This window comes from Microbispora sp. NPDC046973 (assembly GCF_040644495.1).
In the GTDB taxonomy this organism is placed as follows: Bacteria; Actinomycetota; Actinomycetes; order Streptosporangiales; family Streptosporangiaceae; genus Microbispora.
This window is the reverse complement of sequence record NZ_JBEYWQ010000011.1, coordinates 149,332-171,238: the sequence shown is the minus strand read 5'-3', so window position 1 is coordinate 171,238 and position 21,907 is coordinate 149,332. Positions and strand designations below refer to the sequence as shown.

Sequence of the window (21,907 nt, the reverse complement as noted above, 5' to 3'; positions counted from 1 at the left end):
AGGCCAAACCACTGGCGGAGGCGGACATGATGTGCACCGCTTTGCTGGCCGCCGTCAGCCACGACCTGCGCACCCCGCTCGCAACGGCGCGTGCGGCCGTGGAGAGCCTGGGCGCCACCACCGACGTCGACTGGTCTGCGGACGATCGCGAGGAGCTGCTCGCCACGGCGGACGAGTCGCTCTACAAGCTCGACCGCCTCGTCGCGAACCCTCTCGACATGAGCCGGCTGCAGGCCGGAGTGCTCGGACTGTCGCTTCAGCCGGTGGCGCTGGAGGAGATCGTGCCCCGATCGATCGACGACCTCGGGCCGCGGGGAGAGTTGCGCGATGGGGGAGGCGGCGAGTTCGGATTCGACTTTGCTCGTGGCGTGATCGAAAAGATTCGATGCGAGTGCGGCTCCGGCGAGCCGTGGCTCGCCGGAGCCCTCCTTCACCTTCAGGGGCAACCTTTCGCCCCCATTTGCAGGGGCTATCTGAAGGTCACCTGGCCGCGACGAGTCAGTCGTCGAACTCGCAACCATCGCAGCCGCAATCGGCACATTGACAGCTGCCGGACTGGCTGCCGCTGCACTGACAGCTGCCGGAGCTGTGTACGGTCATGGCACTGGCGGGACCGGCGTAGGTGAGAGCGCCCAGGCAGACAGCACTGCCGGCCATAGCGGTGCTGGCCGCGATGCCGGCGATGATGTTACGGAATACAAGCATCTCATTGTCTCCCTGATGGATTACCGAGAATTCAATGCGCATGGAAATGCCACTCGTAGACGTGAAGTGACCACTCCAGGCGACTCATTGATTACCTCTCCGAAAGTCCACAAACAGACATTCTGGCTATTTAGTAATCAATTGAGCCTACTGTCACTCTTAGTAGAAGTGCTCTGTGACATCTGGTAGCAAAACGACCCGTCTGTCCTAATTCGTTGATCAGGCGCTTGCGGGTCAAGCAAGTGGTCGGCCAGTTCAAGCGGTATCGACACCACGCTGGGGGCTGCCGTGGAGCGAGGTCGTCTGACGTTCCCCTTCGATATCGCCTCTTCGGCAGCGTGGAGCCGGCTCGAGTTGCGTTCCGAGGAAAAGGAACCGTCGCCGGACACAAGGGGCACTACTATCGCTGGTAGGAGTTATCGACCCTGGAGGACATGATGGCGGCCCGGGGACCAGTAGCAGCGCTTCTCCGCGCGATGCTGCTGATGATCCTCGTGACAGGCGTGGCCGCCATGCACACGCTCGGGCATGAGCACGATGACTCCGGCGCGATGTCGATGTCGGCGGCCATGACAACGCATACGGCCGACGCTGGGCTTGCCACCCCGCATCACAGCTCCTCCGGCAGCGACTCGTCCACGCACAACGCCGGCTCCCACTCGCCGTTCGATCCGAGCACGGTGTGTCTTGCGATCCTGTCGGCGCTGGGCCTGGCCGTGGGGCTGCCGCTGTTCCTGACCCTTAACGGAGCGGAGGAAGCGGCCAGGCCCGGCCGGCTGTCGATCGGCCGACTCTCCGTTCCCGACCTGCCGCCGTTATCCGTCGTCCCCACGCCTGTGGTGGTGCTTCGGAACTGATGGATGCCACGTCCGGCATCGTGACCAGCGAGCTCCTCACGTGGCCGCTGCGGCGGTGGTCTCACGCAGAGCACGGGTGAGAGCGGGCAGCGCCACGGCCAGAGCGGAGCGTTCGGCGCCCGAAAGCCTCATGAGCACCTGGCCGTGACGCTCGTGCAGGTGCGTTGACATTCGTGCCACGACGGCACGACCGGCGTCACTCAGCATGAGGCGGTAGTAGCGACGGTTCGCCTGATCGCGTTCCCGGACGAGCCAGCCCTTGCGCTCCAGCCCCGCGACAAGGCGGCTGACGCTGCTCTTCTCCAGGCGTAGACGGTCGGCGATGTGCTGCTGCGGCACCGGGCCGGTGTGCCGGATCTCCAGGAGGGCCAGTCCTTCGGAGAGAGTCATCGCCAGATCCGGCACCAGTGCGTCGCCCCGCTGAAGGCCCATCTCGATGACCAGCTCCATCAGGAGCGCTTCCAGGCCGTCGGGTGTCGGTTCCTGCTGCACAGATCCTCCATAGTTGCAACGTACAACTCTGATCGCTACCCTCTCTTAAGAGTTGCATCGTACAACTCTCATGCAGGGGGGGTGGAATCGTGGCAGTTCCGCAGATACCGCGGGACATGCGGGATCGCCAAGTGGTCCGCTCACTGCGGCGGCTCTCGGCTGTGACCGGGTGGACCGGAGGCCCGCTGTTCCTGCTCGGGGTGATCTGCACCCAGGTTCGCGCCGGACGTCGCGCCCACGCCGCCCGACCTCGAGCCGGGAGTCGCCATGGTTGTCCCGCCCACCCTCGTGATTGAGCCGCGCTAACCCGTACATAACTGCTCGACTTATCCGCTGCGCTTGGGTTCGTCGTGCAGCCTTCACGTCCCCTTCCGGAGGTCGCTCGTGAGCCATCCCGTCTCTGCTCACCATCCGCACGCCGTGCAGGCACATCCCGAGGCCCCACCTGACAGGCGCCGCTGGGCGGCCCTCGCGTTGGTGTGCCTGGCCCAGTTCATGCTGATCCTCGACGTCACCGTCGTGAACGTCGCGCTGCCCAGCATGAGCGCCGACCTTCACTTGGACCGCGAAACGCTCACGTGGGTGGTCACCGCCTACACCCTCTGCTTCGGAGGGCTGATGCTGCTGGGCGGCCGGCTCGCGGACGGGCTCGGCGCTCGACGGACCCTGCTGGCCGGTCTCGCCGTCTTCACCCTCGCGTCCCTTGGGACGGGCCTGGCCGCGAGCGGACCGGTGCTGATCGCCGGTCGTGTCGCGCAGGGAGTCGGAGCGGCCCTGCTCTCGCCGGCGGCGCTGTCCATCGTCACCACCACCTTCCACGGCGCCGAGCGCAACAAGGCGCTGGGCGTCTGGGCCGCTCTGGGCGGCGTCGGATCGGCGGCGGGAGTCATCCTGGGCGGCGCGATCACGGCCGGCCCCGGCTGGGAATGGGTGTTCTTCATCAACGTCCCTGTCGGCGTCGTGGTGCTGGTCGCCCTGCCGTTCACCGTCCCGGCCCCGGCACGCCAGGCTCAGCGGGGCCGGATCGATCTACTCGGGGCGCTGCTGGTCACCGGGGCGACCGCCTCCCTCATCTACGGACTGGTCAAAGCGGGCGACGCCGGCTGGGGCGGGACGGCGACGCTCGTGGCATTGATCGCCGCCCTGGCGCTGTACGCCGGGTTCGCCATCGTCGAAGGGCGGGTTCGCGCGCCGCTGATGGACGTTCGCATGCTCACACGGCGTCCCGTTCTCGCGGGTGCCTTCCTCATGCTGGTCGCCAGCGCGTTGCTGATCGGCTTCTTCTTCCTCGGTTCCGTCTACCTGCAGCACGCACGCGGTTACACCGCCCTCGGCACCGGCCTCATGTTCCTGCCCGTCGCGGTGGCCACCGGAATCGGTGCGCACGTCGGCAGCCGTCTCGTCGGGCGCACAGGCAGCCGTCCGATCGCCGCCGCGGGGTTGGCGCTCGCCGCCGTCGGCTCCTGGCTGCTCACCGGCTTGTCCGCCGAGGCCGACGTCTGGGCGGTCCTGGTCCCCGGCTTCGCCGTGGCTGCCGCCGGTCTCGGCGCGGTGTTCGTCGCGGCCACCACCTCCGCGCTCGGCTACATCTCTCATCAGGAGGCCGGCCTTGCATCCGGCGTGGTCAACACCTTCCACGAGGTCGGCGGGTCGGTCGGCGTCGCCGTCGTCTCCACCATCGCAGCCGCCGGTATCGAGACCGGCACGATCACCGGCTTCGGAACGGCCTTCACGGTGTGCGCCGTCAGCGCCGCCCTCGGCGCCCTCGTCACCCTGGTCCTGGTCCCACGCGGCAGACCACACCACGTCGCAGGGCCGCACGCGCACTGAGGACCTGGGCTTCAGCCGTGGTCACGGCCCGCGAAAGCCGTACGGCGGGCGGCCGGCGGGGGGAGGGCGGGGGGAGGGCGCTCGCCCTGCCGGCGTCTCGCCCGAGGCGCCGGCCCGCCGGCGCAAGGGCCGGGATTCCGCCGCGCACCGCCATCGCCGGCGGCCTCGGTGCACACCTGTCCTCGCGGGGCAGCAGGTGATGGACACCGAGACAACATCCGGGGGCCCATGACCGCGGCCTGACCGAACACTCCGCGCGCACCGCAGCTCAGTGGTGGTAGGCGTGGACGACGGCGTGTCCCTTGCCCTTGCCAATGATCCACTTGTTGATCGGCGTGGTGACCAAGAAGGCGACGAGCAGGGAAAGCGCCAGGGCGCCCCAGAACAGCGCGGACGTCAAAGTAGCGGCCATGGCGCCTGGGATGGCGATCATGACGCCGTTGTCCACGATCTCCATGACGATGATGGAAACGGTATCGGCCGCCAGCGCCAACTTGATCGCGCCGGCCCAGCCCACTCCAGCCCTACGGAGGGGGAGCAGGGTCAGCAGATAGCCGAAGAAGAAGGCGAGCACGACGGCCAAGGCGACGGACGGGCCGGTGGTCCAGCCGAGCGCGGTGGAAATCACCAATCCCAGGACTTCACCGATGGCGCACCCGGTCAGGCAGTGCAGCGTCGCGGACGCGGCCGTCCGCCAGGACGCTTTCGTTCCGACGGCGCTGTGATGCGAATGGGCTGCGTGATCCAGAGTCGGCGGGTGCTCGCCGTGCTCATGCTCCATCTGGTCGTGGTGGTGCTGCTCGGTCATGACGACTCCGGCACATGTAGGTGGGCCTCGTTACTCGTCCGAGGTTAATACCCCTAGGGGGTATCTGGCAAGCATTGCGATGAGCGGCACCCGGCGAAGCGACACGCCGGAACTCGACGCCGGGCGGCAGATGAGTGCCGACGAAGCGCGGTCGCAGGGGCTGTCAGGCGCGGAAGGGCCTGTAGGCCTCGGAGAAGGTCTGGCCGCTGCCCTGTAGTTGTGCGCCGTCCGTCCATGTGGCGCTGTTGTCGGTGCTGCTGCGGATCCGCCCGGCGGGCAATCCTCATCTCGCGGGCATTCGGGATCACCTTGGGACGAATGGGAAGGTCATGGCATGCCTGCCGAAGACACTCAGCAAGGAAGCGGCAGCATCATCATGCCCAGGGTCACCAGTACGGCGGGGACGCCGACCGCGGCGGCGACGGCGAACCACGACAGGGATCTGACGTGAGGCAGCAGTGGAGGCGTCTGCGGAGAGGTCAGCCGGGCGATTCTCAGCCTGGCGATGTGCGTGGTGGCGGGGTTGACGGCCAGGGCACCCACGGAGCACGACGCGACTGAGAGCTTCTGTAGCGCACCGATGAGTGGAGCCCTTCCGTGGTGGTGCGCCGCCTGATCGTCGGCGGCCAGTTCCAGCAGGCCGGGCAGGGTGGTGTGCGCGAGCCGTAGCGTGCCGAGCCAGGGAACCGCGGCGCGCAGTGCGTCGGCCAGCATCAGGACCAGGTGGTGCCGCTGCCGCAGGTGCGCGCGCTCGTGGGCCAGCACCGCCTCCATCTCGGCCGGGCCGAGCCGGTCGAGCGCGCCTGTGGTCACGACGATGGGCCGTTCTCGCGCCGGCAGGCAGTAGATCATCGGCATGGGGTGCTCGAGCACGCGGACGTCCGGTGTCCCGGCGAGATCCCCCGCGACCACGTCGAGCATCTGCCGGTGCTCGCGGCGTTCCCGGACGGTCCGGACCACCCTGGGCACGGCCAGGCTGAGGGAGGTGATCCCCGCCGCGAGGAGCAGAACTGTCCCGAGTGCCGCCACCGGGGATATGGCATGGCCGTCCTCCGGCAGGCAGTCGGCGAGCCAGTCGACGAGCCGGTGACCGGGAGTGGAGGGCCAGACGAGTGCGATAGCGGTCAGCCCGGTCAGGGCCAGCGTGGTGCCGGCGAGAGCGGCGGTCCACAGTGCTACGGCGGTGCCGGGCAACCCCGCGGACCATCGCGCGCGCAGCAGCATGGGGCCCGCGAGGTGCCCGAGCAGGAACACGCATCCGGCCAAGGCGATGATTGCGGCGATCATTCCCAGTTCTCACCTTCTCGCGCCTGGGATCCGAGGAACGGGTGGGCGACGGCCACCGTCGCCCACCCGCCGGGAGTCCTACTGCAGGAGCTTCCTCATGGTGCTGATCTCCGCGGACTGGCCGGCGATGATGGCGTCGGCCATCTGCTTGGCCGGTTCGTAGACGCCGGCTCCCTGCTCCTCCTTGGCCATGGTGATGGCGCCCTCATGGTGCTGGATCATCATCGTCAGGAACGCCTTGTCAAAGGCGGCGCCCTTGAGTCCTTCGAGCTTCTTCATGTCCTCGCCGGACATCATGCCGGGCATGCCGTGGTCCATATGGTCCATTGGCATGCCGTCCTCGTCGGGAACCTGAACACCCCAGCTTTCGAGCCAGCCGGTCATCGTCTGGATCTCAGGATCCTGGGCGGCCTCGATCTGCTTGGCCAGCTCCTTGACCTTGCCGCCGGCGGCGCGGTCCTCGGCCAGCTTCGCCATCTCAAGGGCCTGGCGGTGGTGCGGGATCATCATCTGCGCGAACCATATGTCCCGGTCGTTGTGGTACGCGGCCGGGCTGGTGGCAGGAGCCGGTGATTCGGCAGGCATCGCGGACATCGACGACGTGGCGGACATGTCGTGGGCGGCGGTGTCCGTGGAGCCGCAGGCATTGACCAGCAGGCCGGCTCCGAGCAGGGCGGCGGGAACGGCAAGACGCTTCATGGGTGAACACTCTCCGTGTGTAGGTACAGGCAGGTCGCTGGGGCTCGACGGCGAGGCAGGCCGTCGAGTGCGCCTTCTACACCCGGATCACACAGAGTTGCGCGAGGGTCGGACCTCTGGGACGGGCGGTGGGCCCGCGGGGGAGGAACGACTGCAAGAAGAGCCGACTTGGCGGGGCACCGAAGCGGCCTGCACCCACTATGACGAGGAGAAGTAGTAGGACCGACCCGGCCAGGAGGAGGGCGAGACAGACCTGGCCGCCGCCGTGACCCTGGTGGGGAGAGCCGGGCGTGTCGCCGTGCCGGTCGCGCGTTCCGGCCATCGGCATCGCCGAATGATCGGTTTGGGCGGAGTGCAGGGCCAGGACGCTGGGAGTGGGAAGAGGCCCAGGTGAGGGCTGCAGTCCGTGCATGGCCAGTAGACCGCACAGGACGGCGGCAAGCAGGAGCAGCCCGCTCAGTGGAGCGAGCCTGCACGCCACACCGTCCGTCGTCACAGTGGACACATTACCCATCGATCCAGGCGCTTCCCGCACCACCTGGCAATGCCTTCCTAAGCACTCACTACTATCCGGACTAGTGACCATGATGGCCTCCGGCGATACCAGTGCCGGGCCATCGGTGATGTTCAACCATGATCGTCCACCGAGGCCGGAGGCAGCAGAGGCGAGCCATGATGCCGACTGGAGGACAGGGCCGGGAGACATCCGACAGCGCGGTTGCCACGTACGCCTTGAACTGCCACCCCGCTTTACGCGGAATCGGGATCGGGCGGCAGGTCGAAGGTTCGCGGGGGAAAACAGGGATAGTGTGATCGTGAGCGCTGGGGAGACACCGCTGATCCCGTCGCGGCATCCCGGGGACAGTGGTTGATCGACTGCCACTGCCTACGATGGGGGTCCAGACTCGGTGACCGCTTTGTCGCGCCAGGCCTGATCTACTACCTTACCTAGGAAGGACGAAGGCGGAGGAGACGTGCGCGAGTTCGGCAAGCTCGAGGCCGCGGTGATGGACTGCGTCTGGGCTCTCGGCCGGCCTGTGTCCGTACGCGAGGTGCTGACCGAGCTCCAGAAGAGCCGCGACATCGCCTACACCACGGTGATGACGGTGATGGACACCCTGCACGGCAAGGGCTGGCTGCGCCGTCGGTTGGAGGGCCGCGCCTACAGTTACGAGGCCGTGGCCTCGCGCGAGGCGTACACGGCTCGTCTGATGCGCGGAGCGCTGGCGACGAGCAACAACCAGGCGGCGGCGTTCGTCCACTTCCTCGCCGAGCTGACCCCCACGGAGGCGGAGGCGCTTCGGCAGGCGTTGAAAATCGTCCCCCCGAACTGATCTCCGCCCACGGCTCCCTGGCCGCGATCATCTCCCGGATGTCGTCGAGCCCGAACCCAGCTTCCTTCGCCCGCAGGACGACCGCGATCCGGTAGAGGTCATGGGGACCATACCGGCGGCGATCGCCTTCGATCCGCGCCGGCTCCAGCAGGCCGACGGCCTCCCAGTGGCGCAGGACATGCGTGGCCAGGCCGAAGTGTTCCGCCACCTGTCCGATGCTCATCGCCGGAGGGTTCGAGTTTGACTTCATGTCGACATCAAGTCGCATGGTGGGGCGCATGTCCGACGACGAGATGCCCCGTGTGCCAGCCGAAGATCTCAACCGGCTCATCCGGCTGCTCGACGCAGCCGACGCATCCCCTGGCGCGGCAGCCCTCCGTGCCCGAACCTACGAACTACTTCACATCGCCCCCGGAATCCCAGCGGTCGACGTCGGGTGCGGTACCGGCCGCGCCGTGGCGGAGATGAACGAGCGTGGCGCCCAAGCCCTCGGCATCGACGCGAGCGTGCAGATGATCGATGAGGGCCGTCGACGCCGGCCGGATCTGGACCTGAGGGTGGGCGACGCCTACGAGCTGTCCCTGCCGGACGGCTCTGTGGCGGCTTACCGCGCCGACAAGGTGTACCACGAGCTCGACGACCCGGCGAAAGCGCTCAGTGAAGCGTTCCGCGTGCTCACACCCGGCGGGCGAATCGCCCTGATCGGCCAGGACTGGGAGAGCTTCATCATCGACTCGGACACTCCCGCGATCACCCGCACCATCGTCCAGGCACGCGCGGACACGGTTCCGAATCCTCGCGCCGCTCGCCGCTACCGCAATCTCCTGCTCGACGCCGGCTTCGAGGACGTGTCGATAGAGGTCCGCACCGGCATCTTCACCGACGCCGCCATGCTGCCGATGCTCTCGGGCATCGCCGAGGGAGCCTGCGCGGCCGGCGCGCTCGACCGAGAGCAGGCCGACATGTGGATCGCCGAGCAGGATAGGCGGGCCAAGGCGGGGCGGCTCTTCCTTGCGATACCGCTGTTCCTCGGCTCGGCAGGCCGCCCCTGACGAGAACGGCTACCGGTGACGTTCAAGAGACCAGCCGTACGCCGCCCATGAAGGGGCGCGTCTTGATGCTGACGATCTTCACCACGTCTCCCGTCTGCGGGGCGTGAACCATCATGCCGTCGCCGACGTACATGCCGTTGTGGTGAAGGTCGGAATAGAAGAAGACGATGTCCCCCACCTGAAGCTGGTCCATGCTGGGGACGCGTGTCCCCAACTGCCACTGGGCTCCCGTGTAGTGGGGCAGGTTGATCCCGACCTTCGAGTACGCCCACAACATCAGGCCTGAACAGTCGAAGCTGTTCGGGCCGGCGGCTCCCCACACGTAGGGCTTGCCGACCTGACTGACCGCCCATCGCGCGGCCTCGGCGGCTTTGCCCTGGCCCTCGACGGACACCGTCGGCAGGTCGGCGACGGGAGGCGGGCCGAGTTGCTCAATCTTGGCCTTCACCTCTTCGATGAGTTTCTCGATGCGCTGCTTCTTCCCTGCCAGGTCGCTCACCAGGTTTCCGAGCTGCTTCTTGTGCGCGTTCGCGCGCTCACGTGCCTGCTCGACCTGGTCCTGCAGTCGCAGCGCGTCCTTCAACTGCATCCCCCACTGCTGAGAGAACTGCGCAGTGAGCGAGGCGGCGGACAATACTGCCCGGGGGTCTCCTCCGGCCATGGCGAGGGAGGGTGAAGCGAGGGACCCATTCATGTAACTCGTGTTGGCGAGCGCACGGGTAGCCTCCCGTACCTGCGCGTATCGCTGCTCGATCCGTGCGGCCTCGGTGTTCAGCCGCCGCGACTCACGCTTCGCCGCGGCCAGCTCCACGCGCCGGCCGTTGTACTGCTCGGTGAGCTTCTCCGCCTGCTCGTTCAGGCGGGCGAGTTGAGCCTTGAGCTCCTTCGGGGTCGGCTTCGGCGCAGCAAGGACGACCGAGGGCATCAGCATTCCGGCGACAGCGGCCAGCGCCCCGGCTAGCCGTAAAAGGATGTGCGAAAGCGGCGCCTCAGGCTTACGTCCCACGCTTCTCCGCTCTTTCACCTGTCGCGAGGCACGTCTCGGACCTGCGTGACCGCTTCATGGCCCGCTGGCCGCGGTCCGCGACGTCCGGCACGTCCGAGTCCTCTTCCTGAGGCCGGGCCGAACTACGACGCACCTTAGTAGACATGTGTCACTTACGCATCCAATGCGGGACGCATCAGTCCAGACCGGTGAACACAGGTGCGCGCAGGAAGCAGCGGCATCGTCCTCGGTTCACCTATCTCCAATAGGAGATTCGTCTGCCGCATCTCTTCGGTTCAAGAGATTCGTCGTCAGCGACTGGGTGCGCCTGCCCCGCTTCGAGCGGCCCCTTTACCGGCAGGCCCGTGACGCTCCGCCACGGGCCTGCCGGATCGGGCCTACCGACCCTCGGACAGGCTCGCCACGAGGCGGTCGAAGGGGGTGCCCCCGACCAGCTCGTCCAGCACCGCGAGCAGGTGGGGGCATTCACAGGCGGGATGCTCGGCAGGGCAGTCGAGCGTGTACGTAAGGAACTCGCGCGCCGCCCGAGCCCGTACGATCAGGTCGTCCAGCCGCTGTATCTGCCGGCTCGTGTCGTGCCGCCATCGTTCCCGGGGCTGATCGAGTACCGCGGCCGCCACATCCAGGGAAATGCCCAGCCGCTTGGCCAAATGCACGAAGGCAAGGCGGCGCAGCTCCTCCGGCCCGTACATCCGACGCCCGCGTTCGCGCCCGCCCGGCCGTACCAGACCGCGTTCTTCGTAGTAGCGCAGTGTGGATGGGTTGAGGCCGAAGCGACCGGCGGCCTCACCGATAGGGATGGACTCCATGGCTCCATTTGACTTCAAGGCCGCTTGAACCGAGAGCCTGGTCGGCATGAGGACGCCATCGATCTCGTCCTGGGCCTTCGACGGCCCGGTTCGGTCCCCGTTCGCCATGCCCACCGGTCTTCCAGGGCGGATAGCGGGGTGGCTGATGCTGCGGCTGAGCGATCCGGGGGAATTGCTCGGACTCCTCGACGTGCAGAAAGGCGACCACGTCTGCGAGGTTGGCTGTGGACCGGGCGCGCTGATCCGCGCGCTGGACCTGGAGACCTCGGCGCAGGCGATCTGCGGCGTCGATCCGTCCGCCGAGATGCTGGCCATGGCGTCGCGGCATAACGCGGCAGCCCTCTCGCGCGGCCGGGTGCGGCTGGAGCCCGGCACCGCGGATGACACCGCCCAGGCTGACCAGAGCTTCGACCGGGTCGTGTCGCTCAACAATGTAGCCATGTGGCCGGACCTCGACGCGGGTGTGCGCGAGCTCCACCGGATCCTCCGGCCGGGCGGCATCCTGCTGATCGCCTGGCATGGCGGAAGGGCGCCTTCTGCGATCGCCAGGAAGAACTCCCTGCCCTCACAGAAACTCAATCGAATTCGCCACGCGCTGGAGCGGGTCTTCCCGCTGGTAGAGCGCCAGGAGCTGACGAAGCTCACCGTCTTCACCGCCCGGCGGAGTGCCTGAATGGTGCACCTGCCGTTCGACCGCCCGGCGGATTACGGCCGACGCTGAGCGCCCAGCCCGGCCAAGGTGACGGCGACCAGGCGGTGGACCGCCTCATGGCTGTCGACCGCGCCGGCCGCGGTGAGGGCGTGCAGGCAGTAGCAGGCCAGCTCCTCGGCCGCCACGTCGTCACGAAGATCCCCGTCCCGGGCGGCCTCGGCGATCAGGTTCTGCATGAACTCCCGTAACCGCTGCTGCGCGCGGTCGACGTGTTCGCTGCGATGCAGTAGTGCGGCGAGCTCACTGCCATGGTGGCGCGCCGAGTGGTACTGGATCTGCGCGAAGGTCTGAAGGGCGGCTCGCAGACGTACGACGGCAGGCTGGGTCGGCTGTGCCGCCGCGGTGAGCTGGTCGAGATGTGCGTTGATCTGGCGTTCGTGCCACGCGGTGAGGACGGCCTGGGCGTCGGGGAAGTACTTGTACAGCGTCGCGCGCCCGACGCCGGCGCGCTCGGCGATCTGCGACATCGTCAGCGAGACCAGCCCGCGCTCAGCCACCAGCGCAGCCATGGCGTTGAGGGCGGCGTCCCGAACCGCTGCGCGATGCGCGTCGATCGTCTCGGTCCACAGCTTGGGCACATCCGGATCATACAGGCTGTCCTCTTGCGCGCCACAATGCCATTGCCGTAGACAGAGTGTATCGATAAATTCGATCTCACTACGACCTCCCGGACACCCGCGAGGCGTCATTTCGAAGAGGAAGAACGGACACTCGCATGCGGAACGCGGCCACCGGTCGGCACCACGACGCCATCGGCACCACAAACAGCCTGGACACCGAGCGCCCGAACTGGGAGGAGATCTACGCCCGTGGGCCGCGATGGGATATCGGTCGCCCCCAGCCGGCATTCCTCGCTCTCGCCACGTCCGGCGCCATCTCCGGCCGAGTCCTGGACGTCGGCTGCGGGACGGGCGAACACGTGCTGATGTGCGCGGCCAACGGCCTTGACGCCACCGGCGTCGACATCGCCGGCGCCGCGATCGACGCCGCGGAACGCAAGGCACACGAGCGGGGCCTGAACGCCCGGTTCCTCCGTCACGATGTCAGGCGGCTGGCCGAGCTCGAGGAGTCCTTCGACACCGTGTTGGACAGCGGGCTGCTGGTCCACGTCCTCGACGACGAACAGGACCGCGTCGCCTACCTACAGGGGCTGCGGGCGGTGGTGCCGTCGGGCGGCCGCTACTTCGTCCTGTGCTTCCGCGGCCCGCAGAGCGAGTCGGGGCCGCGGCACCTGGTGCGCGAGGACGTCACCGCCTGCTTCGCCGAAGGATGGCGCGTGGAGTCGATCGAGGAGACCACCCTCGACAGCCTGAGCGACGAGGACGGCATCCCGGCGTGGCTCATCGCCCTCACGCGGATCTGATCCTCGCCTATTCCGGCGCCTCACCCGGGATCAGACCAGGGCCGGATTTCCTCCACGACAGACGAGCAAGGAAGCTTCCCGATGCCAATCTTGCACGCTCAGATCCAGACCGAACGGGCCGGGCGCTACATCGTCCAGTTCTGCAAGCACGCGACCGCCATGGGTAGCGGCGGCCACATCGCCCGGATGCATCCGCACGCACCGACGGCCCGCCGTGACGTGCAGGTGGCCGCCGAGTGGTCGGACACCAGCGGAACCGTCACCTTCACCCCATGGGGCGAATGTACGCTCACCGCCGACGCCGGCACCCTCACGGTTCGCATCGACGCCCCCGATGAGGAGGGCCTGGCCCAGATGCGCGACATCGTCACCCGCGACTTCGAGCGGTTCAGCCGTCGCGAGCCGGTGACCGTGACCTGGCAGCGGCAGGAGACCCCGGACGGCCCGGTCCGGCACACCGGCGCGACCACAGCCTCGCCACGGCGAGCGATTTCACGGTCCAACCTCCAGACCATCCTCGTGGCGCTGGCCATCCTCCTGGTCATCGGTCTGCACGTCGGCGTGGCCGGCACGGTAGTAGCGGAATCGCGCTGGACCACCGCCGCTGTCAACATCGTCGTAGCGCTTATCGTGCTGAAAATCGCGCTGATCACGTGGGCTCGCTTCCGGATCCGCCGCCGCGAAGGTGTCAGAACCTCCAATCAAGGTTGGGACGGCTAGTGCTGTGACCGGAGAAGATCACCGGGTTCGCGTGTAGATCTCGGCGCCGATCGGATGTGGCGTACATGTCCCGACCGGCGCAAGGAGGCGCGGTGGCAGAACCGGTCAGAGTACGCAGACTTACGCACCAGGAGGGCCAAAAACTCCAGCAGATCGTGCGGCGAGGGAGCACCAGTTCGGTGCGGTACCGGCGGGCGATGATGCTGCTGGCCTCCGCGGGCGGGAACACCGTCCCGGTCATCGCTCGCCTACCCGGACCGGCTGCTCGACGAGCTGCGGCGAACACCGCCACCACCACCGCCCTCCTCGGGCTACACCTCGTCCCTGCGACCGGGATGATCACCACCCTGGCCCGGAGCCTGCGCACCCGGACCGATTGACGATCCCGCAACGGGACAACGCGCGGCGCAGGGGCGTACGCGAGCGCAAGCGCGTGAACGATCAGACGGCGGGCGTAGATGGCTGCCCGGCGGCCCGCAGGGCCGCAGCCACCTGCGGATGGATCTCGAAGATGGCGTCCAAGCCGGTCAGTTTCAGCACCTGGGTCAAGTGCGGCCCGGCCCCGGCCAGCAGCAGCCGGGTGCGCGCACTGCGGCCACGCCGCCACAGGCCCACCCACTCAGTCAGCCCGGCGGAATCGCAGAAGACGACATCCGTCATGTCCACGATCAGCACCGAGGCGTCCACGAGCCGCCCTGCCTGGGTGCGCAGCAACGGAGCCGACACATCCGTCAGCTGACCGGCGGCACGAACCACAGTGACACCGGCGTCCCGACCGACGGTGACAGTTGAGATCAGCCCTGGATTGGATGCCACGGGCGAGCTCCTCATACCTGCGAGGATCAGGGCAGGTGAGCTCTCTTCTTACCATCAGGGGCGTGATCAAACCGATCAGATGCGCGTCCCCGAGTGGAGCACCCCAGCGGAAATCCACCTGTGCCATCGAGCAGGGCCAGTGCACAGCCAAGCGGCGTACCGACAAGAAGACCCGAACGGCTCCACTCCAAGCCGTCAACATTCGCCTGTCGGGACCGCAGCGCAATAGATGCCCCTTCCGTCAACCTCAAACGGGAGGGGCGGTGCCGAGGGTTGGGCGTACCGGGCCGACCGGCTTCGTCGTGTGCTGAGGATCGCTGTCGAAACCGAGATTTGCGCGGCGCCTGGAGTGACGACGAACCCTCAGCAGGCGCTGGGGAGACCACGCAGCGCGGCAGCCAGGGGGCTTGGCCTAGGCTGCGGCCATGGCTGAGATCACGTCTCCGACTCCCAAGGAAGCCTTCGAGCTGTTGCTCGCCGGTAACCACCGCTTCGTTGCCGGCGCCCCGGAGCACCCGAACCAGGACGCGACACGCCGCACCGAGATCGCACCGGGCCAGCGCCCGTTCGCCGTCCTGTTCGGATGCTCTGACTCCCGGTTGGCCGCCGAGATCATCTTCGATCGTGGCCTGGGTGACCTGTTCGTGGTGCGCACCGCAGGCCACGTGATGGGTACGGAGGTGCTGGGCAGCATCGAGTACGGGGTGGATGTGCTGGACTGCCCGCTGGTGGTGGTCCTCGGCCATGACTCGTGCGGCGCGGTGGGCGCCGCGTGCGCCGCTCTGGAGGACGGGATGGTGCCGTCCGGGTACGTCCGGGACGTCGTCGAGCGAGTGACCCCCAGTGTGCTCGCGGCGCGGGCCGCAGGTCGTGTGGAGGCCGACGAGATCCTCGCCGAGCACGTGAGGCACACGGTCGACCTGCTGCTGGACCGCTCTCGAGTGCTCGCCGAACGAGTCGGCGCGGGCCAGGCCGCCGTCGTGGGCCTGTGCTACCGCCTGGCCGACGGCAGCGCTCAAGTGGTGGCAGCCCGCGGCCTCGAAGTCACCGCCGGTTCCGCATCGTGACCGGAGCTCCTCCAGCCGTTGCCCACCAACGTCACCGCGGCTACGGCCTGAACTGCGCCTCGCACGTGTTCAGGGGCCGGACGCTGGTCCGGCTGGGTGCTGGTGGGGGGTTAAAAGGCAGGTAGGCGGTGTACCCGGTGCCCCGGAGCCGGTGGGCGGTCCAGGCCTGGGCGTAGCCGGGAGGTCCGGAGCGTGTTCTGGCGAGGGCCGCGGTGGGCTCGGTGTCGGCACGGCGCAGCAGGGCGGCTTCGGTGATGTTGCGGGTGTTGCCGCTGACGTCGGCGGAGGCGCAGCCGGCGTAGTAGCCGATCGGCTGGGAGTGGCTGCCGGTGACCAGGCAGGGCGGGTGCAGGCCGAGGCGGTGCAGGCCGTCGGCGACGGCTCGGTAGCGGTAGCGGTGGCTCGTACGCCGGCGGCCGTCTTCTGGAGGACCGTGTACTGCACCGTCAGGTGTACGACGAGCAGCGCGGCGAGGACGCCGGCGACGGCGGCACGGGCGGGGACCGGGCGGACGGCTCGCACCGTACGGCCGGCCAGGGTGGCGACGGGCAGGGCCAGCAGGGCGTAGACGGGCAGGAAGAAGCGCGGCGCGGAGTAGCCGAGGTGGCCTGGGACGCCGCAGAGGCAGGCCTCAAACCCCGCTCTCCGCAGGACTGGCACGCCTTGGACGACGCGATCGACGGGGCGCTGACCGCGCTGCGCGCCGGCGACCCGACCCAGGCACAGTGTGTCGCGGCGCTACAAACCCTTGAGAAGACCTTGAACCAACAGCAGGGCTGAACCGCTCCTCCGGACAATCATGCCGCCACACTCAACCGGACGCCGCCGACACATACCGGTCGGCGGCGCTGGAACCTGACCGGTCGGCCGCGGACTCCTGGTGAGGTCCCGCGGTGGCGCATCGACGGTCCACCGCAGCGCTGACGAGTGAGCGGTGGCGTGGCTGGTGGTCGCCGCTGGTGGCCAATCTCGTGCTCGGCCTTCTTGGTCCGTGGATCTCCCGAACCCTGCCGCCGTGAGTCGCCGTCCGGTTGGCGCCGACCGCGATGGTGGCCGTGGCCCTGGGCACCCCGACCTTGCTGACCGCGTCCGGGTTCTTGTCGCTCGCGCAGATGCTGCAGGTAGCACTGCTCATGAGTTGATCTGCGGGTCGGCTCGGCGACGAGCAGCCGTGGCCGTTGGCGGCCGGGGCGATAGCGGAGGCAGGTGCCGGGCTGTTTCGGGCGCACGGGAACGAGGCGGTCGATCGCCTACTCGGACCTCTCTGTGGGGCATCTCCTGAAGGGGGATCGGTCCCGGCCGGCGGTAGCTCGCGCCTCCCCATAGACGCGGGCGGCCCTGGCCTGCTCCGCCGCGGCGCGTCGGGCGGCGCGCCAGGCCGGCGGAGGTCTCGACGGCGATCAGGGATGCCGCGGTGTCGTGTCAGCGGCCATGTCATGACGGCGACGACCCGCGTCTCTCCGGAGGCTCTGGCTCGCTGGCAACAGAGCCGTGACCCGACGGCGCGCCGCCGCAGCTGATCGACGGTGCGTCAGCCACCACAGACAGGCAAAACCCACCGGTCAGGTAGTCGCCAGGACGGCAGCGATCGGCGGGACGAGCGGGGTAGGCGCGGCGTAGTCACACGGGTATCGAGCGAGGAACCGGACGCCGGAGTGCACAGCAATCATGGGGACTGCCCACGGGGACAGCGGGGCAGTCCGAACCAGGGCGGACCCGCAATGTCTGGGCGGGGTACGTTCTTGGGGCTGGTGATCGCAGGCTTTACCCTTGGGCGGTTCGAAGACCTGTCGAGGGTCGTGGCCTGAATGCGGTGGGAGTGGGCGGATGAGCGGCGCGGGTGAGTTCGTCGTTCCGGCGGTGGTCGAAACTCCGGCGCGTGCGCCCGAGCCGACCGGGCGGGTGGGGCGGTGGCTGCTGGAGCACCGGGTCCAGCCGGTCGGGCCGGAGACGGCCGAAGGGCACGCCAAGCCTCAGACCTGGTGGAAGGTGATGTGCTTAACGGGGGTGGACTACTTCTCCACGCTGGCCTACCTGCCCGGTATCGCGGCGCTGGCGGCCGGCGCGCTGTCCCCGCTGGCCACGCTGCTCATCGTGGCGCTGACGCTGCTGGGCATGCTACCGATGTATCGGCGGGTGGCCAGGGAAAGCCCGCACGGTCAGGGCTCGGTGGCGATGCTGGAGCGGCTGCTGCCGTTCTGGCGGGGCAAGCTGTTCGTGCTGGTCCTGCTGGGGTTCGTGGCCACGTCGTGGATCATCACGATCACGCTGTCGGCGGCCGACGCGTCCGTGCACGTGGTGGAGAACCCCTTTTTCCCGAGCTTTCTGCACGGCCACGAGGTCGTGCTGACCGTGGTGCTGCTGGTGGTGCTCGGCGGGGTGTTCCTGCTCGGCTTCAGTGAGGCGGTCGGCGTGGCCATCCCGCTGGTGGCGCTGTTCCTGCTGCTGAACGCCGTCGTCGTCGCCGTCGGGATCGCCGACGTCGCGGCCGAGCCCGAGGCCCTGTCGCGATGGACGGACGGGCTGCTGAACGGGGGCGGCGGCTTCACCGGGCTCCTCGGCCCAGCTGTGCTGGCCTTTCCGCTGCTGGTGCTCGGCCTGTCCGGATTCGAGACGGGGGTCAGCATGATGCCGCTGGTGGCCGCCGAGGGCGAGGACGCCGAGCAGCGCCTGGCCTCGCGCGTCCGCAACACCCGCAAGCTGCTCACCGCGGCGGCGCTCATCATGAGCGTCTACCTGATCGCTACCAGCTTCGTGACCACGGTCCTCATCCCGGCCGAGCAGTTCCGCCCCGGCGGCCAGGCCAACGGCCGCGCGATGGCCTACCTCGCCCACCAGCATCTGGGTGAGACTTTCGGCACCGCATACGACATCAGCACCATCCTCATCCTGTGGTTCGCCGGTGCCTCCGCGATGGCGGGGCTGATCAATATCGTGCCCCGCTACCTGCCCGGCTACGGCATGGCCCCCGAATGGGGTCGGGCCGTACGCCCAGTCGTCGTTGTCTACACGCTGATCTGCATCGCGCTCACCCTCGCCTTCGGCGCCGACGTCAACGCCCAGGCCGGCGCGTACGCGACCGGCATCTTGGCGATGATGGTCTCCGGTGCGGTCGCGGTCACCATCTCCGCCATCGCCAAGCGGCAGCGCCCCGCCGCTTTCGGCTTCACCGTGCTGACCTTGGTGCTGCTGTACGCGCTGGTGGAGAACATCCGAGAGAAGCCGGACGGCATCGCCATCTCCGCCCTGTTCATCCTGGCCATCATCGTCATCTCTCTGGTGTCGCGGATCTCTCGCACCACGGAGTTGCGCGCCGAGCGGATCGAGTTCGACGAGGCCGCCCGCCGCTTCGTCACCGATTCGCTCGCCCACGACGGCGCGCTGAACCTCATCGCCAACCGCCGTCAGAGCGGCGATGCGGCCGAGTACGCCGCCAAGGAGAGCGAGCAGCGCGGTATGAACCCCGTCCCGGGAGCAGCCGACGTGTTGTTCCTGGAGATCGACGTCATCGACCCGTCGGAGTTCAGCAACGTGCTGCAGGTCCATGGTGTCCAGGTCGACGGCCACCGGGTGCTGCGCGCGGCCAGTCCCGCTGCCCCCAACGCCATCGCCGCGATCCTGCTCGCCCTACGTGACGTCACCGGCGTGCGACCGCACTGCTACTTCGAATGGTCGGAGGGCAGCCCCCTAACACACCTGTTCCGTTATCTCCTGCTCGGCAGGGGAGACACACCCCCGGTCGTCCGTGAGATCATCCGCAAAAGCGAACCCCAGCCCGCCCGCCGCCCAGGCATCCACGTCGGCGGCTGAGTGACCTCCACGAGCAGCGCATCTCCCTGCCCACACTGGTGGAGCACCTGGGCGCGGGTAAGCAGCGCGGGCAGGATCTGCTCGATCAGGATGTTGATCTGCCGGCTCCCCTGGACGCCGCCGGTCACGTAGACGAGCGGCAGATCCGGGGCCAGGCCGTACCTCTCATGCGCCCGGGCAGGGATTCCGTGCAGGAGCGGGGGCGGATGGGGTTGCCCGTGACCACGGTGCGCGGGCCCGCTGAGGGAGGTGGTGGCGTACGTGGCCGGGGCCCATCCCTGTGAGAAGCTCGCGGAGGAGATCTGCCAGCAGCGCGGGAGGGCAAGCATCAGGGCCCGTTAGAAGGGGGCGGGCGAGGCCCGCCCCCCTTGGCACTTTCAGAAGTGGTGCGCGACGGCCGTGCGTCACCCCGTTGGGGTCGTCCTGCTGACCCGAGCGGTCTTCCGCTCCGCAGTCGCCTGCGGCCGCGAAGGCTGTGGAGCGGGAGGTTCCGGAGTGGGAGGCACCGATAGAGCAGCCTCCCTCTCTCTGTCCTGTGCTTGCTGAGCGGACCTGGAGATGTCTTCCAATTCGTGCGCGGTCTCCTCGAACTCCTCCGCAGCCCCGCGGCTCGCCTTGCTGACGACCCTTCGGCCACGGACAGCCAGGTCCTCGTAGACCTCGTTGGCCTTGGCGACGGCGTAGGGGCCGACACCTGCGAGGGCACAAAACGGCTTAGAAGTAGTGATTTTCTTGACCGGAGTAGTGAGCTGCATATGGTCACCCTTCCAGTGCATTCCGGATGTGATTACCCTTGCGCGAACCTCCGGAGGCGCAGGCAGGTCATGCGCCGGGAGCCTGGTATTGCACCTGCTGCTTGGTAGCCTCGTCGATCTCTTCCGGCGTCAAGAGGACAACGGTCTTCGTCCGCAGTCCACCAGATGCCGAGGCAGTGAAGCCCCAGGCGGCGCAGGCCGCGTTGCTGGGCAGGTCGGCCACGACGTAGACATCGGTCTCGCCGAAGGCGAAGTACATCTGCTCGACATGGCCCCCGAGGCTGTCCGCGATGCGGTCCACGACTTGGCGTCGCGCGGTGCCTCCCTCGCGGAGCACCCCCTTGAGGCCCTCTTCGGTGTAGGTGGCCTGGATCAGGTACTTGGGCATGGGATTCGTCCCTTCCCTGGCCTCCGGGAACGGTCGCGAATACGGAAGGCCCGCTGCCATGGACGAACGGGCCTCCGCCGGTCCGTTGAAGGCCCTGGTTGCGAGATGAACTCGGTGACCTTCTGTACCGTAGAGGGACCTTATCGGACTCGCTCTCGACGCTATGCACCGAGCAGTCAGGTCCAAACAACGAAGGTGCCGAGAGCACGCCATAAACGCCGTCTACCTTCAGGAACGCTCGCCCCCGGCCCAAGGGAAACGCAAAGAGGTGGGCCTCGCCCTCGGGCCGTGGAGGACGGGGCCGTTTTCCAGGATCCGACCGTGCGAAGGCTTGCCTGGCCAGCGGGCGCCCGCTGCCCCCGCAACGGGCAGTCACATGCAGCGTCCCACCCTCAAGCCCCAACGCTCACGAAAGGCACGCACAGGGGAGCGTCTACCTCCGATCAAGAGGTATGTGCGCGCGCTCTCTTGAGAGGCTCTTGGACCGGGCGAGACGCCGCAGTTGGCCACAGCCCCATAGGCTCCCTTCGTAGCTGATCGCTACTGCTGGTAGCCGACCCGAGGGCCGCTGTGATCAAAAAGACGCTCATCGCCGCGCTGGCCATCATGGCCGGATTCATCACCTACGGCCTGGTGGCCGGCTACCGCGAACTCGCACGACGTAGGGCGGGCGGTTTCCGCCGCTGATGTAGCGTCGACCACCCGCCCGCATGTCAAGAAAAGAGGCTCTGCGCTCGTGAGAGGGCAGAGCCTCTTCTGATCAAGGGGACTCGTATCGCTGACCGTCTTCGCCAGCCTTAAGGGCCTCTTCCACCGAGTGAAACCGGTCGAAGGCCGACAGCAGGCGCGTGAGGGACAGAATGCGCTCAACACGGGGCGCGACGCCTGCGAGGGCGAGGCCCATGTCGCGTGCCTGGCAGCCCCTGAGGACATACACCAAACCGGACAGACCGACCGAGTCGCAAAACGACACTGTGGCGAGATCGAGCACGAGTCCGGCGGGTTCGGTTTTCCAAGCCGTCCTGGCGGCGTTCTTGAGTCGCTCGGCGGTGCTGCGGTCGAGGTCACCCGTGACCGTGAGGATGGCCCACTCACGCTCAAAGCGTGAGTGGATGTCAAAGGCGGGGGATGCGGGCGGGATCACGGCCCTGCTCCTTTCGGGAACGGAGTCCACCCTGCCCGGAAACTCATGGCGAGACCACGGACCCTTCGCCGGCGTTTCTCCGCTGCATGCTCAACACGACCGGCCTGATCCAATTGTTCGAGATGCATGAGACGTTGGAGCAGGCCTTGACGGATCCGGACGGCTGGGAGACTGGCAGGAATGCGGCCCCCGCTCCTCAGTGAGACAGGAGCGGGGGCCGTCTAGCACTCGATGCCGCCGGTGCGGCGCTTGT

The 21,907-nt window shown here is 67.9% G+C and carries 23 protein-coding genes and 2 pseudogenes; 12 read left to right on the top strand and 13 right to left on the bottom strand.

The genetic code is table 11. The features are described 5' to 3' along the window. Window positions 1-26: 26 nt before the first annotated feature. Entirely contained in the window at window positions 27-626 is a 600-nt protein-coding gene (locus ABZ860_RS21785) for a histidine kinase dimerization/phospho-acceptor domain-containing protein (RefSeq protein ID WP_357222744.1), read from the top strand. Window positions 627-1,181: 555 nt separating this feature from the next. Further along, a complete protein-coding gene (locus tag ABZ860_RS21780; protein ID WP_357222741.1) occupies window positions 1,182-1,562 on the top strand; it encodes a hypothetical protein in 381 nt (126 codons plus the stop codon). Between the two features lie 36 nt (window positions 1,563-1,598). Here ABZ860_RS21780 and ABZ860_RS21775 read toward each other — a convergent pair whose 3' ends face one another. Then, window positions 1,599-2,054, bottom strand: a complete 456-nt coding sequence (locus ABZ860_RS21775) for a MarR family transcriptional regulator (protein WP_357222738.1) — start codon at window positions 2,052-2,054, stop codon at window positions 1,599-1,601. Window positions 2,055-2,438: 384 nt separating this feature from the next. Between ABZ860_RS21775 and ABZ860_RS21770 the strand changes: the two genes are divergently transcribed. Further along, window positions 2,439-3,884: an MFS transporter gene (locus ABZ860_RS21770; protein ID WP_357222736.1), complete on the top strand. Its 1,446-nt coding sequence runs from the start codon at window positions 2,439-2,441 to the stop codon at window positions 3,882-3,884. A gap of 268 nt (window positions 3,885-4,152) precedes the next feature. Here ABZ860_RS21770 and ABZ860_RS21765 read toward each other — a convergent pair whose 3' ends face one another. The 4 genes from ABZ860_RS21765 to ABZ860_RS21750 all read right to left on the bottom strand — a co-directional run bounded on the left by ABZ860_RS21765 (window position 4,153) and on the right by ABZ860_RS21750 (window position 7,192). After that, window positions 4,153-4,692, bottom strand: coding sequence for a DUF4396 domain-containing protein (locus tag ABZ860_RS21765; protein ID WP_357222733.1), 540 nt, complete (start codon window positions 4,690-4,692; stop codon window positions 4,153-4,155). Between the two features lie 351 nt (window positions 4,693-5,043). Further along, complete coding sequence (locus ABZ860_RS21760) at window positions 5,044-5,979, bottom strand: M56 family metallopeptidase (RefSeq protein WP_357222731.1); 936 nt, start codon at window positions 5,977-5,979, stop codon at window positions 5,044-5,046. Between the two features lie 78 nt (window positions 5,980-6,057). Continuing rightward, window positions 6,058-6,678 (bottom strand): DUF305 domain-containing protein, encoded by a 621-nt coding sequence (locus ABZ860_RS21755; protein WP_357222729.1) that lies wholly within the window; start codon window positions 6,676-6,678, stop codon window positions 6,058-6,060. A 76-nt stretch (window positions 6,679-6,754) separates the two neighbouring features. Then, the gene (locus tag ABZ860_RS21750) at window positions 6,755-7,192 is read right to left on the bottom strand and encodes a DUF6153 family protein (protein WP_357222727.1); all 438 of its coding nucleotides are present in this window, start codon (window positions 7,190-7,192) and stop codon (window positions 6,755-6,757) included. A gap of 460 nt (window positions 7,193-7,652) precedes the next feature. Here ABZ860_RS21750 and ABZ860_RS21745 point away from each other — a divergent pair, with 460 nt between their 5' ends. Further along, window positions 7,653-8,012, top strand: coding sequence for a BlaI/MecI/CopY family transcriptional regulator (locus tag ABZ860_RS21745; RefSeq protein WP_169983856.1), 360 nt, complete (start codon window positions 7,653-7,655; stop codon window positions 8,010-8,012). 34 nt (window positions 8,013-8,046) lie between these two features. Here ABZ860_RS21745 and ABZ860_RS21740 read toward each other — a convergent pair. After that, a pseudogene (locus ABZ860_RS21740) lies at window positions 8,047-8,235 on the bottom strand (MerR family transcriptional regulator); the annotation flags it as partial. Between the two features lie 55 nt (window positions 8,236-8,290). Here ABZ860_RS21740 and ABZ860_RS21735 point away from each other — a divergent pair. Continuing rightward, window positions 8,291-9,064: a methyltransferase domain-containing protein gene (locus ABZ860_RS21735; RefSeq protein ID WP_357222725.1), complete on the top strand. Its 774-nt coding sequence runs from the start codon at window positions 8,291-8,293 to the stop codon at window positions 9,062-9,064. A 22-nt stretch (window positions 9,065-9,086) separates the two neighbouring features. Here the strand turns inward: ABZ860_RS21735 and ABZ860_RS21730 are convergent, their stop codons facing one another. After that, on the bottom strand, window positions 9,087-10,070 hold the full coding sequence (locus ABZ860_RS21730) for an NlpC/P60 family protein (RefSeq protein ID WP_357222723.1): 984 nt from the start codon (window positions 10,068-10,070) through the stop codon (window positions 9,087-9,089). A 377-nt stretch (window positions 10,071-10,447) separates the two neighbouring features. Beyond that, window positions 10,448-10,987: a MerR family transcriptional regulator gene (locus ABZ860_RS21725; protein WP_357222999.1), complete on the bottom strand. Its 540-nt coding sequence runs from the start codon at window positions 10,985-10,987 to the stop codon at window positions 10,448-10,450. Between the two features lie 37 nt (window positions 10,988-11,024). Between ABZ860_RS21725 and ABZ860_RS21720 the strand changes: the two genes are divergently transcribed. After that, the gene (locus ABZ860_RS21720; protein WP_357222721.1) at window positions 11,025-11,552 is read left to right on the top strand and encodes a methyltransferase domain-containing protein; all 528 of its coding nucleotides are present in this window, start codon (window positions 11,025-11,027) and stop codon (window positions 11,550-11,552) included. A gap of 32 nt (window positions 11,553-11,584) precedes the next feature. Here the strand turns inward: ABZ860_RS21720 and ABZ860_RS21715 are convergent, their stop codons facing one another. Next, window positions 11,585-12,169, bottom strand: a complete 585-nt coding sequence (locus ABZ860_RS21715; RefSeq protein WP_357222719.1) for a TetR/AcrR family transcriptional regulator — start codon at window positions 12,167-12,169, stop codon at window positions 11,585-11,587. Between the two features lie 137 nt (window positions 12,170-12,306). Between ABZ860_RS21715 and ABZ860_RS21710 the strand changes: the two genes are divergently transcribed. The 3 genes and pseudogenes from ABZ860_RS21710 to ABZ860_RS21700 form a co-directional block, all read left to right on the top strand. Continuing rightward, window positions 12,307-12,954, top strand: a complete 648-nt coding sequence (locus tag ABZ860_RS21710; protein ID WP_357222717.1) for a class I SAM-dependent methyltransferase — start codon at window positions 12,307-12,309, stop codon at window positions 12,952-12,954. 90 nt (window positions 12,955-13,044) lie between these two features. Beyond that, on the top strand, window positions 13,045-13,674 hold the full coding sequence (locus tag ABZ860_RS21705) for a DUF2218 domain-containing protein (RefSeq protein WP_357222715.1): 630 nt from the start codon (window positions 13,045-13,047) through the stop codon (window positions 13,672-13,674). 92 nt (window positions 13,675-13,766) lie between these two features. Continuing rightward, a pseudogene (locus ABZ860_RS21700) lies at window positions 13,767-13,925 on the top strand (IS630 family transposase); the annotation flags it as partial. A 190-nt stretch (window positions 13,926-14,115) separates the two neighbouring features. On the opposite strand, the gene ABZ860_RS21695 reads toward ABZ860_RS21700, so the two are convergent. Continuing rightward, complete coding sequence (locus ABZ860_RS21695) at window positions 14,116-14,490, bottom strand: STAS domain-containing protein (protein ID WP_357222713.1); 375 nt, start codon at window positions 14,488-14,490, stop codon at window positions 14,116-14,118. A 425-nt stretch (window positions 14,491-14,915) separates the two neighbouring features. Here ABZ860_RS21695 and ABZ860_RS21690 point away from each other — a divergent pair, with 425 nt between their 5' ends. The 3 genes from ABZ860_RS21690 (at window position 14,916) to ABZ860_RS21680 (ending at window position 19,367) form a co-directional block, all read left to right on the top strand. Further along, on the top strand, window positions 14,916-15,557 hold the full coding sequence (locus ABZ860_RS21690) for a carbonic anhydrase (protein ID WP_357222711.1): 642 nt from the start codon (window positions 14,916-14,918) through the stop codon (window positions 15,555-15,557). A gap of 450 nt (window positions 15,558-16,007) precedes the next feature. Continuing rightward, on the top strand, window positions 16,008-16,337 hold the full coding sequence (locus tag ABZ860_RS21685) for a hypothetical protein (RefSeq protein ID WP_357222709.1): 330 nt from the start codon (window positions 16,008-16,010) through the stop codon (window positions 16,335-16,337). Between the two features lie 1,047 nt (window positions 16,338-17,384). Next, window positions 17,385-19,367: an amino acid transporter gene (locus ABZ860_RS21680; RefSeq protein ID WP_357222707.1), complete on the top strand. Its 1,983-nt coding sequence runs from the start codon at window positions 17,385-17,387 to the stop codon at window positions 19,365-19,367. Here ABZ860_RS21680 and ABZ860_RS21675 read toward each other — a convergent pair. The 3 genes from ABZ860_RS21675 to ABZ860_RS21665 form a co-directional block, all read right to left on the bottom strand. Next, the gene (locus tag ABZ860_RS21675) at window positions 19,262-19,696 is read right to left on the bottom strand and encodes a glycosyltransferase (protein ID WP_357222705.1); all 435 of its coding nucleotides are present in this window, start codon (window positions 19,694-19,696) and stop codon (window positions 19,262-19,264) included. The genes ABZ860_RS21680 and ABZ860_RS21675 overlap by 106 nt on opposite strands. 493 nt (window positions 19,697-20,189) lie before the next feature. Next, window positions 20,190-20,510: a GYD domain-containing protein gene (locus ABZ860_RS21670; protein ID WP_357222703.1), complete on the bottom strand. Its 321-nt coding sequence runs from the start codon at window positions 20,508-20,510 to the stop codon at window positions 20,190-20,192. 760 nt (window positions 20,511-21,270) lie between these two features. After that, a complete protein-coding gene (locus ABZ860_RS21665; protein WP_357222701.1) occupies window positions 21,271-21,654 on the bottom strand; it encodes an STAS domain-containing protein in 384 nt (127 codons plus the stop codon). Window positions 21,655-21,907 lie beyond the last annotated feature (253 nt).